14 protein-coding genes are annotated in these 13,698 nt (G+C 67.7%); 12 read left to right on the forward strand and 2 right to left on the reverse strand.

All coding sequences use genetic code 11. The annotated features are described in order from the left end of the window. Positions 1–172 precede the first annotated feature (172 nt). From ACSIH6_RS18205 to ACSIH6_RS18250, 10 genes are all read left to right on the forward strand, one after another. On the forward strand, positions 173–466 hold the full coding sequence (locus ACSIH6_RS18205) for a hypothetical protein (RefSeq protein ID WP_435109499.1): 294 nt from the start codon (positions 173–175) through the stop codon (positions 464–466). A 44-nt stretch (positions 467–510) separates the two neighbouring features. Beyond that, positions 511–882 carry a DUF6507 family protein gene (locus tag ACSIH6_RS18210; protein WP_435109500.1) on the forward strand — a complete coding sequence of 124 codons (372 nt, stop codon included), beginning with the start codon at positions 511–513 and terminating at the stop codon, positions 880–882. Between the two features lie 151 nt (positions 883–1,033). After that, positions 1,034–4,339: a hypothetical protein gene (locus tag ACSIH6_RS18215; RefSeq protein ID WP_435109513.1), complete on the forward strand. Its 3,306-nt coding sequence runs from the start codon at positions 1,034–1,036 to the stop codon at positions 4,337–4,339. Beyond that, positions 4,336–5,229, forward strand: a complete 894-nt coding sequence (locus ACSIH6_RS18220) for an immunity 49 family protein (RefSeq protein ID WP_435109501.1) — start codon at positions 4,336–4,338, stop codon at positions 5,227–5,229. The genes ACSIH6_RS18215 and ACSIH6_RS18220 overlap by 4 nt, the downstream gene beginning before the upstream one ends. A 262-nt stretch (positions 5,230–5,491) precedes the next feature. After that, positions 5,492–5,740 carry an antitoxin YezG family protein gene (locus ACSIH6_RS18225; protein ID WP_435109502.1) on the forward strand — a complete coding sequence of 83 codons (249 nt, stop codon included), beginning with the start codon at positions 5,492–5,494 and terminating at the stop codon, positions 5,738–5,740. Between the two features lie 363 nt (positions 5,741–6,103). Next, positions 6,104–6,430, forward strand: coding sequence for a DUF6507 family protein (locus ACSIH6_RS18230; RefSeq protein WP_435109514.1), 327 nt, complete (start codon positions 6,104–6,106; stop codon positions 6,428–6,430). A gap of 153 nt (positions 6,431–6,583) precedes the next feature. Continuing rightward, positions 6,584–9,169 (forward strand): hypothetical protein, encoded by a 2,586-nt coding sequence (locus tag ACSIH6_RS18235; RefSeq protein WP_435109503.1) that lies wholly within the window; start codon positions 6,584–6,586, stop codon positions 9,167–9,169. Beyond that, positions 9,166–10,047, forward strand: a complete 882-nt coding sequence (locus ACSIH6_RS18240; protein WP_435109504.1) for an immunity 49 family protein — start codon at positions 9,166–9,168, stop codon at positions 10,045–10,047. Before ACSIH6_RS18235 ends, ACSIH6_RS18240 begins: the two co-directional genes overlap by 4 nt. Positions 10,048–10,156: 109 nt before the next feature. Next, positions 10,157–10,774, forward strand: a complete 618-nt coding sequence (locus tag ACSIH6_RS18245) for a hypothetical protein (protein ID WP_435109505.1) — start codon at positions 10,157–10,159, stop codon at positions 10,772–10,774. Further along, entirely contained in the window at positions 10,771–11,289 is a 519-nt protein-coding gene (locus ACSIH6_RS18250; protein WP_435109506.1) for an antitoxin YezG family protein, read from the forward strand. Before ACSIH6_RS18245 ends, ACSIH6_RS18250 begins: the two co-directional genes overlap by 4 nt. A gap of 58 nt (positions 11,290–11,347) precedes the next feature. On the opposite strand, the gene ACSIH6_RS18255 is transcribed toward ACSIH6_RS18250, so the two are convergent. Then, the gene (locus tag ACSIH6_RS18255; protein WP_435109507.1) at positions 11,348–11,707 is read right to left on the reverse strand and encodes a hypothetical protein; all 360 of its coding nucleotides are present in this window, start codon (positions 11,705–11,707) and stop codon (positions 11,348–11,350) included. Between the two features lie 11 nt (positions 11,708–11,718). Continuing rightward, positions 11,719–12,312, reverse strand: a complete 594-nt coding sequence (locus tag ACSIH6_RS18260) for an ATP-binding protein (RefSeq protein WP_435109508.1) — start codon at positions 12,310–12,312, stop codon at positions 11,719–11,721. Between the two features lie 189 nt (positions 12,313–12,501). Here ACSIH6_RS18260 and ACSIH6_RS18265 point away from each other — a divergent pair, with 189 nt between their 5' ends. Together ACSIH6_RS18265 and ACSIH6_RS18270 are read left to right on the forward strand one after the other, a co-directional pair. Then, entirely contained in the window at positions 12,502–13,326 is an 825-nt protein-coding gene (locus ACSIH6_RS18265; RefSeq protein ID WP_435109509.1) for a helix-turn-helix domain-containing protein, read from the forward strand. Continuing rightward, entirely contained in the window at positions 13,313–13,498 is a 186-nt protein-coding gene (locus ACSIH6_RS18270; protein WP_435109510.1) for a DUF397 domain-containing protein, read from the forward strand. The genes ACSIH6_RS18265 and ACSIH6_RS18270 overlap by 14 nt, the downstream gene beginning before the upstream one ends. Positions 13,499–13,698: the final 200 nt, after the last annotated feature.

Below are 13,698 nucleotides of genomic sequence, written 5' to 3' on the forward strand. Positions count from 1 at the left end.
AGCACCCCGACCCCCCGGGCCCGTGCGAAGCGGACATGCACCCGCGAAGCGGACAACCCCTGGGCAGAGCGCTCCCCGCGCGCAAGAATAGGGTGTGCACAAGGTTTCCCGAACCACCGCGGGCCTTCGGACGTCACAACGGACGGACACGGTCGGCCGAGAGGGGGAGTACATGAAGTTCGATCTGGTGGAGCCGAGCGACGAACAGGCCCTCGTCGACGAGAACACGGGTGAGGACGCCGGCGAGGGTGCCGCCCGCGGCGTCCACCCCAGACTCGTCATGGCCTCCGCGCGGATGCGCTCCCGGGTCCGGGACGACCTCGCCACCCTGAACACGTCCCTGGGCATGCTCAACGAGCAGATCCAGGCCGTCCAGCACCGGGAGGGTGCCGCGGACACGGACGCGGACGCGGCGCCGCCCGCGAACTTCCGCGCGGGCGCCTTCTCCCGTCCCAGCGACTCCTGAAGCCCTCTGAAGCCCCCTGAAGCCCCGGAGAGGAGAGGATCCCGATGTCCAAGTGGAACATCCAGCCCGCTGATGTGGGCGCCGTGCTGACCAGCGTCGCCGGACACATCGGCGAGGAGGGCGGCAGCGACGGCCTCGTCGGCGCCATGACCTCCGCCGAGAGCCTGATCACGGCCATCAACGAGGAGGCGAACAGCGCGCCCGTCAGCGTCGCGCTGGGCGAGTTCGCCGAGCACAACTTCGGTCTCATGGGCGACATGGCCGGGCTGACCGTGAGTGCCGTGACCGGGGCCAGCGAGGCCACCACGCACTACTTCAACGGCAACACGGAGATGGCCGCCGAGGCGCAGGCCAACGCGGGCGTGGTCCCCGAGCCCGAGCCGCCCCAGCAGTACGGGCCCTACGTGCCCGTGTAGCGGGCCCCCACGCGACCCGCGCGGCGGACCCCGCCCGCACGGAAGGCCCCGCGCTCCGCCCCGCCCCTCCCCCGGTCCCCCAGACCCCGGAGACCCCCGACGACCCCACCCTCCCTCCGGTTCCTCAGATGGAGACACCCCTGTGACCGAGATGTGCGTCCCCACGGGCGGCGTGATCGACCCCCGAAACTTCCCCGTCCCCACCGCGAGCCCCGCCACCCTGGAGAGGCAGGCCAGGGACCTGCGCCGAGAGGGATCCAACGTGGCCGGGATCGGCGGCGACATCAAGAGTGCCTGGGAGGGCCTGTCCTCCTGCTACTTCGCCCCCGAGGCCGAGACGCTGTACGCGGTGGTGAACCCGGTCGCGACCGACGGCGACAAGGTGGAGACCTCCTTCGACAAGGCCGCGAGCGCGCTGGAGACCTTCGCCGAGGCCGTCCGCGACATCCAGGCCAAGTGGACCACGCTCACGAGCGACGCCTACACCTTCCGCAACTCCATCGAGGGCGACGACGACTGGCGCGAGGCCGACGGGTTCGTCAACAGCCTCCTGGGCCGCGAGAGCGACAAGGTCGAGGAGCACCAGGCGCTGCTCGACCGCGCGGACGCGCTGCGGCGGGAGTACGAGGCCGCCGAGATCGCGTGCGCCAACGCCATCAACGCCGAGATCCCCTACCGCACCGACTTCACCGCGGGCGACGGCGACGGGGAGTCCGCACCGGGCGTGTTCGAGCACGGCTACGACGGCTACCTCGGCGACGTCGCCACGGCCTGGGGCGGTCCCATGGAGACCGACCACGGCTGGTGGATCGACGCGGGGGCCGCTGTGGGCGACTTCTTCGTGGGGATCGCCGAGGACGTCGGCGGGATCACCGGGATGTACAGCTCCGAGGGCTGGTTCGAGATGTCCTGGGGCGACGCCATGTGGGAGTACCACGAGGGCAACCTCCAGTCGCTGGCGTCGCTGGCGGGCATGTACGACTCCGAGAACGACAGCTGGGGCTGGTCGGGCTGGGACACCGTCGGCAACGCCTGGAAGGACGCCGCGCACGCGGTGGTGCCCTGGGAGGAGTGGGGTGAGCGGCCCGGCTACGTCATCGGGACCGCCCTGCTCAACATCGGCGCGACCGTGGGCGGCGCCGTCCTGACCGCGACCGGCGTGGGCGCGGTCGTGGGCGTGCCGCTGATGGCCTGGCGCGGTTCGGCCATGCTCAACAGGATGGGCGGGGACGGGGCGCCGAGCGCCCCCGACGTGGACGTGCCGGACATGAGCCGGATCAACCTGAGCCTGCCCCGGTTCGGCAACATCTCCCTGGCCGACCTGAGGATCGACCTGGGCCAGCTCCGGGAGGGCGCTTTCAGTACCTCCCGGCTGTCGGAGATGCAGAACCTGCTGAGCAGGTTCACCGGCGGGGGCTTCTTCGGCGGCGGGGACGGCCCGGGCGGCTCCGGCAACGGCTCCGGCGGCGACGGGAACGGGAACGGCTCCGAGGGCTCCAACGCCCAGAGCGTCGCGAACCACCACGGCGACGAGGAGGGCGACCCCGCCAACACCCGCCCCGCCGTGCACCCGACCACGCGCCAGCTCGACGACAGCCAGGAGCTCCTGGAGCTGCTGACCTCCCGTCCGGACTCCGTCGAGCTGGGCGACACCGGCCGCCGGGTCCTCGGCGAGCAGGGCGGCGACACGGACGCCCCCCGGCCGAACCGTCCCGGGCGGTCCGACCTGGAGGAGCTGGGCCTGGACCCGTCCCTGGAGGCGGTGTTCAGCGACATGAACGCGCACGCCTCGGACTACCCGGCGTGGGAGGCCAGCCAGACCCCGGGCGGCCCGGACTCGGGCAGGGTGCCCGCCCTCGTCGGCGGCGGAAACAACGACACGTTCGAGGGCAGCCAGGACGTCCCGAACCCGCCGTCGTTCGACCGGGTCAACCTCACCGGCACCGGCGCCGACGGTTCCCGCCGCTTCCCGGACGACCACCGCGACGCGGACACCGGCAACGGCGGCCCGCAGATGCGGAGTGACACACCGGAGGTCACCAACCGCGCGGACACCACGACCCCGCGGCACGGGGACGTCCCCGAGAGCCGGAATAGTGCTGAGGTCGGCCCCGTCAACCGGCACACCGTGATCGACACCTCCACCACCTCGAACGGTGGCGGGGACCGTCCCGGAGGCCCCGGGGACGGCTTCGGTGAGGACGGCCGTCGGCTGCCGGATCCCGACTCGGGCGACCCGGACGCTCAGGACACACGGCGCGACGACGACACCGGCTCCGGTTCTGACAGCGACTCGGACGGCACTGACGGCAGCACCGACACGGGGCGCCCGATCACCGCGGAGCGGGCCGCGCTACAGGAGAGGGTCCGCGACCTCCTGCGTGGTAGGGACCTGGGCACCGACGAGGACTTCGTCCGCAACTTCGTCGACGCGGTCAACACGCACTTCATCGACCCTCCGACCAACAAGCGCTCCCTTGTGCTTGAAGCCTTCTACGACAAGCGCGGCTACAGGTACAGGACCGATTCCGTGGTCAACGGAGAGGCCATCCCCTCCCTGGTCTGGGACGGGAAGAACAACAAGTGGACCGCGAGAGAGATCCTTCCGCCAGCGCTCCCGCCCAAGTACCTCGGAGACGCGGCCGCGGGGGTCCGGGCCGGGGTTCCCGAGGTGATCAGGCAGACCCTCGACAAGCTCGCGGACGTGCGGGCCAAGGCCATCGAGAAACTCAAGCCCTTCAACGACAAGGTCAAGGAGTACAAGGCGGCCCACAAGGAGAATCCCTCCGCCTCCATCGCCGAGAAGCTCGCGAAGGCACGCGAGGCCCGTCGACCCTACTTCCGTAACTCGACGACAGCGTCGGAGGACTTCGGTGAGGGAGCGGCTCAGCAGGCGGTTCGGGAGAACTTCGACGGCACCAAGAAGGTCTGGTACCAAGAGCTGGTCCGTGACAAGAACGGCGAGCCGGTACTGGACGAGAACAGGCAGCCGGTTCTGGAAAAGGAAAAGAGGGAAATCCGCCTTCCCCGCCTGAGGGAGTCGACTCCTGAAAACCCGAACCCGCTGAACCTCGATGGAATGGGCCCCGGCAACGGAAACGACCAGTTCGACCAGATCTGGGAGATCGATCCGGAAGATGGCGGCGGCTACGTCATCGTGGAGGCCAAGAGCAGCCTGAAGACGGAGCTCGGAGACAGGGTCGTCACCGACTCTCAGGGATCACCCAAGAGGGTGAGCCAGGGCAGCAGGGAGTACTTCGATGACATCCTGAAGGAAATGGAGAAGCAGGGCACCAAGGGAAAGAGATTGGCCCGTAAAATTCGGGAAGCGATGCACACGGATCCCACCAAGACCAGGGTGCACTACGTGGAGGCAAAGGGTAACCCGCAGGACGGGAAGTACGAGGGCAACTCCCTGAGGCTGTTCGACAACCGATACCGAGAGCAGATTTCATGAACCGCAGTATTCCCCGGCACGACCTGAACCGCGAACCCGAGGAAGACCTCTGGGAGGAGAACAGGTCCAGCCGCGAAACCTGGTCGAACCGTCTGGACACCGAGGACGCCAGCACCATCTACTTCTCCCTGCCCTCGCTCTATCTGGACACGCTGTTCAGCGTCGAGGCGGACCCCGAGGCGGCCCGAGTGGACACCTGGGAGGCCTGGACCACCGCGATGCAGATGCACCACGCCATGTTCGCGATGACCACCAACCCTCCGGGCACCGAACTCGAACTGATGGTCAACCACCAGGTTCGACACCCCAAGGCCACCGGGCCGCGTTACTGCACCAACGCCAGCAACTGGCTCACGGCCTTCTTCCTCGCCGTCGTCTGCCGCGACCAGCAGCGCTACCGCCAACTGTGCGAGATCCCCGTCGACCGCCTACGCCAGGCCGGGGAAAGCGAGGGAACCCAGTACAACCCCTTCACCTACCACTGGATCTCCGCCCTCCAGGCCTTCGTCCTCAACCGCCCGGGACTGGGCGAGGAACTCCTGGCCGCGATGGAACTGTCCGCCCCCGACCGGGTGGACATCGGCTCGCCCGAGCTGATGGAGATGATCGTCTTCCCCCCGATGAACACCTTCCTACGCCTGGTCGAGCGCGACACCGAGAAGTTCAACGACGCCCTCGCCCAAGGGCTGGAGCTCTTCCGCGCCTACCAGACCTCCGACGCCAAACGCGCCAGAGACATCGAAGGAGTCGTGTCCCTGCCCCTGCTCGCCCTGGCCTGCCTGGCCTACGACACCGATCAGGTCGACCCGGACTTCCGCCTGGAGGTCGAGTCCGGCTACCTGCCCAAACACCTCCTCCAGCGCTCCTGGTACGGCGAGTTCCCCGTCTAGGATTCTACGGCGGAACCCGGATAACCCGGAAACGGAGGGAAACCGCGTGGTGAGTCATTTCGGTCGTGGTCACCTGTCCCCGGAGGCCCAGCAGAAAATACTCACGCAGATCGGTGGACGCATCCTCGACGAGGCCCCTGAGGGCTGGACACGCCTGACGTACAGAGCGCAGAGTGTCATCGACCACGGAAGCAGCGAACTCATTGTCGAGTTCGGGGACGGTACCAGTCGCCGGGAATTCCCTCCCGCCGGCATGGGTTTGATGATCGACGAACTCCGGGCGGGGATGTACCAGGAGGGCAAGGGCACCTGGTTCTCCTTCGAGTACGTCATCACCCCACCCGGCAGGTTCAACGTCACCTACAACTACGACGAGGACCCCGGGATCACCTTCCCCACCGCCTTCGGCTTCACCAACGACCTCAAGTACTTCCCCCGCGACGAGGAGTACATGACCGACTGGCTCCGCGAGAAGCTCCAGGAGGAGGCCGAAGGCCGCGCGATGGAGTGAGCGCCCCCTTCTTGCCTTCGGTCGTGCCCATGTGACACGGCCGGAGGAACCCCCGTTACGCACAGCGGCCCGGAGCGCACCTGACCAGTGAGGCGGACTTCTCCGCTGCCCACAGAAAATACTCTGCGTAACCAATTCTGCCCGATTCCAGGAAGCCCGCGCAGCGCCTGAGTCACCGGGAAACCTTGCGCGCAAGGAGAACCAAAGCCGCGCGCGCCTCCCATCTGACAATACGGAAGGTGATCATCAGCGGAGCCAGGTTTTTCCGAGGCCACCGCTGAACCGCCACACCAACCGTCGTCAAGAAGGGAGAACCACCGCATAACCAGCTGGAACATCCAACCCGCCGAGGTCGGTGGAGTCCTGACCGCTGTCGTCGGCCACCTCGGCGAAGAGAGCGGCGGAGAGGGCCTGATCGGCGCCGCGAACGGCTTCGAGCAGTACTTCTCCCTGTGCTTCGAGTCGGCGAGAAGCGGCCCCGTCCAGACCTCCCTGACGGAGTTCGCCGAACACCACTTCGGCCTGATCGGCGACATGACGGCCCTGACCTCCAGCGCCCTCCAGGGAGCGAGCGAGGCCACCATGGCCTACATCAACGGCGACCTGGAGATGGCCGCCCAGCATGAGGCGGCTGCGGGCGAGGTCCCCGAACCGGAGGACCTCACCGCGGGCCACAGCGAACCGCTCTAGCCGAACGCCCTCGCCCTTCCCCGGCCGAAGATCCCTCCTCCTGCCCTGGCTGAGGCCGCTTTCGCCCCATCCCCCTTCCCCCTTTTCCCTCCCCCCGCCCCAGGTCCCGGGCGCCCCATCCCACACCCCCTGGCATCGGATGGAGACACCCCCATGACCGGTGAGTCCGTCGAATCCTGTGTGACCGGTGGCCTGATCAACCCCGCCACCTTCCCCGTACCCGACATCCACCCCGGCCAGTTGGAGTACCGAGCGGGTCGGCTCCGGGCCAGAGCCGCCGACGTCTCCCAGGCCGGGAGCGACATCAAGAGCTCCTGGGCGGGACTGAGCTCCTGCTACTCCTCCCCCGAAGCCGAGACCCTCTACGCCGTGGTCGACCCCGTCGCCGCCGACGGCGAGAGCGTCGCGACCGGCGCGGACAAGGCGGCCACAGCCCTGGAGACCTTCGCCGAGGAGGTCCGCGGCATCAAGGAGCGCTGGGCCGCCCTCACGGCGGACGCCAACGCCTTCCTCGCCAGCATCGAGGGCGACGACGACTGGCAGAAGGGCGGGTGGTTCGGCGGGGAGAGCGAGAAGGTCGAGGAGCACAACCTGCTCCTCGCCCGCATCGACCCGCTCCGCCGCGCGTACGAGACCGCCGAGATCGAGTGCGCCAACGCCATCAACGCCGACCTGGCCGTGCGGACCAACTTCGTCCACGGCGGCGAAGGCGTCGAGGCCGGGGTGCACGAGTACGTGCACGGATACGACGAGGACCTCAGTGAGTTCGACCTGCCCTGGGGCGGGCCGATGGACACCGACGAGCGCTGGACCGTGGACGCGGCCCACGCGGTGGGGGACTTCTTCACCGGCATCGCCGAGGACGTGGGCGGCTTCGTGGGCGTCCACAGCTCCGAGGGCTGGTTCGAGACCAGTTGGGGGGACGCCCTCAGTGAGTACCACTACGGGAACATCACGGGCTTCGCCGCCCTGGTGGGCCTCTACAACCTGAAGACCCAGAACTGGGAGGAGGTCGGCTGGAAGACCTACGGCGACACGTGGAAGGAGGTGGCGCACTCGGTCGTCCCCTGGACGGAATGGGAGGAACGGCCCGGATACGTCATCACCACGGCCGTACTCAACGTCGGCTCCGAGGCGCTCAACCCCGGCAAGCGCGGCGGAGCGGCCGGTTTCGTGGCGTTCCTGTGGAGCACGGGGAGCTCCCTCAACAAGGTCGACTTCGACCACCCTTCCTCCCACCAGGACGGCGACGGTTCGTCCTCGGGCCGGATCGACCCGGAGCTGGGGCACAGCCTCCCCTCCCCCAGCGGCATCGATCTTGCGAACCTGGAGAACTTCCTGAGCCCGTCCGAGATGGCGGAGCTCCGGGACGCCCTGGATCGACTGGAACAGGCGAATGACGAGAGGAACGATGGTTCCGACTCGCCGACCGCTCCCACCACCCAGGACCTCCACGACGGCCTGACCGTCGAGAACGCGCTCAACCAGGACCCGGCCGAGGCCGACGGCAACGGGAGCACCGGCGACGAGCGGCCGATGACGGTGGAGGCGTTCAGGAACCACTCCTGGGGGGACAGAAGCGACCCCGCCAACCAGCAGGCGTTCTTCGACGACCTCCAGCGGCTTCTCAACGAGAGGAAACCGGGGCAGGAGGGCGCGTACAACGACTTCTACCGGGAGTTCTACAAGGAGAACAACGGCCACCGGAGGAATGCGGAGACCCTGGTCGGCAAAGAGGGCTGGGGGCTTCCGAAGATCGCCCGCGCCGGGAACGGTGACTGGATTCCGCTGGAGGGTGCGGAGCCGCCCGCGTATCTGGGCGACAGGACCGAACTCCGGCTCGACGACCCCGACTTCATGCCGGAGAGGACGGACAACCCCACAGGCGATCAGCTGGCGGAGATCGAGCGGCGCGAACGTCTCCGGGCTGATCTGGCCGGGCTCGACTCCCTGGCGGAGAAGCGTCGCGCGGCCATCAACGCCTCCGCGAGTGCCAGAAACCACCTGGAGGAGATGGAGAAGGAGCACGGCGAGTACAAGGAGAACAGGAAGGACAACCACAAACTGGTCAACGAGGCCAAGGACGCGTACAAGAAGGAGCAGAACAAAGCCACGGAACTCTCCGAGCGGTTCGGCGAGGAGACCGCCAGGACCGGCGCCAGGTTCGAGTTCGACGGCAGTGTCATCGAGGGCAACGACGGCGGGCCTCTGATGAGGCACGTGGTCGACCAGCTCGGCAATACGGTCTACGACGAGAACGGCGAGCCCGAGCTGACGGAACTGCGGCCGGATCTCGAAGGCGCGAAGGAGATCGACCCCTCGCCGTTCGCCCCCAAGGGCGGTCAGGACCAGTTCGACCAGATCTACCGCACCGTCGACGGCGACATCGTCATCGTCGAGGCGAAGAGCAGTACCAGAACCACCCTCGGCGAGCGCGTGGCCACGCCGGACAACGAGGATCCCCGTCTGGTGAGCCAGGGCACACGCGCCTACCTGGTGGACATCCTCAGAGCGATGAGTGAGCGGGGCAAGCAACCTGAGAACTCCGCGAAACTCAAACTCGCTGGGGAGATCCAGGCCAGGCTCAGGCAGGGTCGTGTCACGTATTCGGTGTTCAAGGGCAATCCGGTGGACATCTACACGAGGGACGTGAACGGCGACAGACAGTGGACCGGGGAATCCACCGCCAACGGCTACGATCACCGCATCTTCGACCTGTCAGAGAAGAAGGCTTCATGAGCACCCACGTCTCCCGGCACGAACTGGACCACGGAGTGGACCAGGAGGAGCTCGACTACCAGGCCGAACGTCGGAAGAAGATAGTCCGCACCCTGGTGATGGAACCCGTCAACGCGGACGTCTATTTGTCGCCGATCTACTCCGGCGCGGAACTGGGTCTTCTGCTGGACCCCCAAGCCGCGAAGGTGGAGACCTGGGAGGCGTGGAGCACCGCCATGCAGTACTACAACGCGGTGTTCGCCGTCTCCGAGGCGGAGGAGGGGACACAGGTCGAGTACCTGATCGACCAGCAGACCCACACCCTGAAAGCCCCCGGCATGCTCCACTGCGCTGACCCGGCCACGTGGGAGAAGGCGTTCTACCTGGCGGTCGTCTGCCGGGACAACGCCCGCGCCGATGCCCTGTGCCGCGTCCCCGTGGAACACCTGCGCCGCGCGGCCGCGGGCGGGAAGGTGCGGTACAACGAGTACACCTACCACTGGATCGCCGCGCTCCAGGCCTACGTCAACGGCACCGACGACCTGGTGGGTGAACTGCGGTCGGCCATGGAACTGTCCTCTCCCCGCAGCGGCGCCTTCGGGGGCGAGAGCCTCGACCTGCTGGTCTTCCCGAAGATGGAGGTCTTCCGCCGTCTGCTGATGGGCGACTCCGCCAAGTTCAACGAAGCCCTCGTCTTCGCCCTGGAGAGCTTCAAGTGCTACCACGCCCGCGAGGACGCCCCGCCCGGGGTGCGGGGCATCCTTCCGCTGGGGTTGTTGGCGTGGGCCTGCCTGGCCTACGACAAGTCCCAGCGAGGCGACTTCTCCCTCGACGTGGAGTCGGAGTACCTGCCCAAGCACCTCGTACAGCGCTCCTGGTACGGCGAGTTCCCCGTCTGAGCCAGCACGAGCGGCCGAAGGACCGGGCCCTGGGCGCACGGGGCCGTCCGCATCCCCTGACCGTTACGGATGGCCCCTGCCAGTCCCAAAGGACACAACAGAAATGGCGGTGACGGCCTTCAGAAAGCCCAAGCACAGGACCGGAGGGACGTACCAGACCGTGGGTGAACACGTGGTGGCACTCTCCTCACGCGTACGGGCGATCCGATGGAGCGAGAAGTCCCTGTTCCGGAGGTCGCAGGGACGGCTCCTCCAGGAGTACCTGCGAAGATCAGCGCTGTGGAGGCTGGAACTCGGCCGCGGAGGGTGGCCCTTCTACGACATCGCCCTCACGGTGAACCCTGGGGTTCGCGCCCCTCAGAACGTGGTCGACCGGACCCTGGCCTCACTCTCAGGCCATGGGACCTTCTACGCGGCCCACACCGTCGAGTGGGCACTGCACTTCGCCGCGCTCAAGGACTCGGAGCAGGAACTGCCGGACCTTGCCGACCCCTTCTTTCCCCTCCTGCTCGTGTACGAGCGGGGCGACTCCGTCAACCCCGACTATGCGGGTTCCATCGAGGTGGGCGGGATCCACGTCCCACGGGGCGTGCCCGAGCGCTATGCCCGCACAGCGCCACTGACCGACTTCAGCGAGGGTTCCCTGAACGCCATGGACCAGCGTGAACGGAACCGGAGACAGCGCGGCGGCGGGGACGGCGTCGGCGCCCACGAGGGGGAGACATGACACGGACACGGCAACCGGCCCCGGAGAACAACCCCCTGACGAGGCCTTTCAGGCGCGGGCACCTGGACCCGCGGAAGCAGCATGAGATCCTCACCGAACTCGGGCAGGAGATCGTGGGCTCCCTCCCCGACACCTGGACCGAGATCACCTACACCGTGCACGCCATCGTGAGTTACCGCGAGGAGTCGATGCTCGTGCGCCACGACGACGGACGTGCGGAACGGGCGGATATCCCGATAGGAACCGTTCTGAGGATCGGCGAGTTGCGCAGGGGGATGCACCAGGAGGGGAAGGGGACCTGGTTCTCCATGGAGTACACCGTCACACGCCCTGGGAAGTTCACGACGGAGTTCGACTACGACAACGAACCCGGGTTCCTCTTCCACTCCGGAGACGGTGACTACGTTCGGGAGCTGAGGCAGTTTCCCCGCGACGAGGAGCACATCCCCGCCTGGCTCCGCGAGAAGGTCCGTGCGAGGCCCGGGGAAGAGGCCGAAGGCCGGGTCACGGACTGACGGACTGAATGCCGCAGCTCGCGGAACCCGGCATACGCCGTCCCGGCCGCGCACGTCCTCATCCTCCGGTCGCGCTCGGCGGGCGCGGTCGGGGGACCCGCGTGCCGCGGCTGCCGTCGGCGGGCAGCGGGCACGGGTGGCGCATCGGGCGGATCGAGGACCACGCACACCCGGCGACCGGGCAGTTCCAGTAGCCGCCAGCGGCCTCCACCACCTCGCGCTCCACCTCCCGCAACCGCTCCACCAATCCCGCCGGGGACGGCGCGCCCTGCCACGGCACGGCCTCCGGTCCCAGGTAGAAGGCCACGTAGGCCCGCATCGACGGACTCCACATGACCGTCCACAGCCGCCCGCAACACCGGTCGAGCACCCGCGCGGTCTCGTACCGGTCCAGGTCGTCGGCGTGGTTCCAGCCCACCTCCGCCGCCCTCACGACCGCGTGCGCGGCCGGTCCAGCTCGAACCACACCGTGGTGCGGCCCCCGTCGTGGAGGGTCCCCCACCGGCTGGACTCCGTGGCCACCATGCGCAGACCCCACCCGCCCACTCCCCCTGCCTCACCCACGCCGCCGCCTGCCTCGCCCGCCCCGTCCATCCCGCCCGCCCCGTCCATCCCGCCCGTCCCGACCGGCACGACCGGGCGCAGGTGCGGCGAGGAGGCGTTCGCGTCGCGCGGGCCCTGGTCGATGACCTTGATCTGGACTCGGCCGGGGAACCGGTTCACGATCACGGTGACCTCACCGCCCGCCTCCCCACTACGCGAGTGGGCGACGGCGTTGTTGAACAGCTCGCTGGCCAGGGCCAGGGCCGTGTCCGTGAGCGAGTCCGGCAGCACCGCGCCCAGACGCCTGCGCAGCACGCGCGCCTGGTCGGGGATCCCCGGCAACCTCAGCGCGTGGTTCAGGTGATGCTGCGATATCCGGCCCAGCACGATCGGCGCCCGCGCTTCGGAATCGACGACCCGCCGCGGCAGAGGGTCGGGTTGACGATTAATACCGCTTTTACCAGGGTTGATACGAATCACCACACCCACCTGAATTCCCTTTCCGCACCGCCGCGACCACCGCGGCGCGCGGCACCACCATGGACAACGGCTGTTCGGGCGCGCCAGGGATATCACCAAACGGTCACACTTTGTCGTTCCCCGCCGTATCGGGTCGCGCCCGGGGCTTGCATGGGTGATGACGGTGATAGCCCGGAAATGGGAGTCGTAATGGGACGCAAGGTGGACCCCAGGCGCGCGCGCCTGGGCAAGAAGGTCAGGAACGTGCGTGACTCGGTGGGGATGCAGCAAACCCAGGTCGCCCGGGCGTTGAAGGTGACGCAGTCCACCGTGTCGTCCTGGGAGTGCGGCAAGCGCAGGCTGCCCGTCGAACAGGCCGAGAGGCTGGACGAGCTGTTCGGCTCCTCCGGTGCGATAAAGCAGGCCTGGAACACCGCGAACGCGCCCGACGCACTACCGCCCTGGTACACCGAGGTCGGCCAGCTGGAGCGCGAGGCGATCGAGCTGCGCGAGTACCAGCCGGTGATCTTCCCCGGCCTGGTGCAGTGCGAGTCCTACACCAAGGGCCTGCTCGCCGACACCGTCCCCTGGTTCTCCGCGACGGAGATCGGACAGATGGTCACCCTGCGGATGGAGCGCCAGGACATCCTGACGGGCCAGAACCCGCCGCTGGTGTCGGTCGTGGTGGAGGAGGCGGTGCTCCACCGCAACGTCAGGGGCGGCAGGAAGGTCCTGAGCGAGCAGATCACGCAGGTCCTGGCCCTGATCGACGAGGAGAGGGTCCGCTTCCAGGTGATCCCCGCCGACACCGAGTGCCACGCGGGCGGTTCCGGACCGTTCCGGCTCTACACCTTCCCTGACAGGCACACGGTCGCCTCAGCCGAGCACATGGAGGGCGAAGCACTCATGGATGACATGATGCCGGTGCAGCACTGCGCGACGCTCTTCGGCGTTCTCCAGTCGGAGGCGATGTCGCCCCGTGCGAGCCGGGATCTGATCAGGAAGGTCAAGGAAGAACTCGATGGCAAAGCGTGAGCCCCACTGGCACAAGAGCAGCTACAGCGGCGGATCGGGCAGCTGTGTGGAGGTAGCCGAGGGACAGACGGTCCTGGTCCGCGACACCCAGAACCGCGAACTCGGCCATCTCGACTACCCCCCCGAAGCCTGGACCGCGTTCCTGAGCTGCACCTCCCTCACAAATCCCTGAAACTAGGACATAACAACGGCCGACCAGAATTCTGGTCGGCCGTTTTCTCATTTCCCCCCACATTACTTCCCAGTATTTTGGCATTCCACCCCCACCACCCCTTACCCTCTCTCTCGAACACACAACTCAAATGACCCCGCGACGGCAGTTACCGCCCGGGGCCGTGGCCAGCAACTTCCACCTCTTTAAACACAAGGACT

This window comes from Nocardiopsis synnemataformans, from assembly GCF_965343085.1.
Classification (GTDB): Bacteria; Actinomycetota; Actinomycetes; order Streptosporangiales; family Streptosporangiaceae; genus Nocardiopsis; species Nocardiopsis alborubida.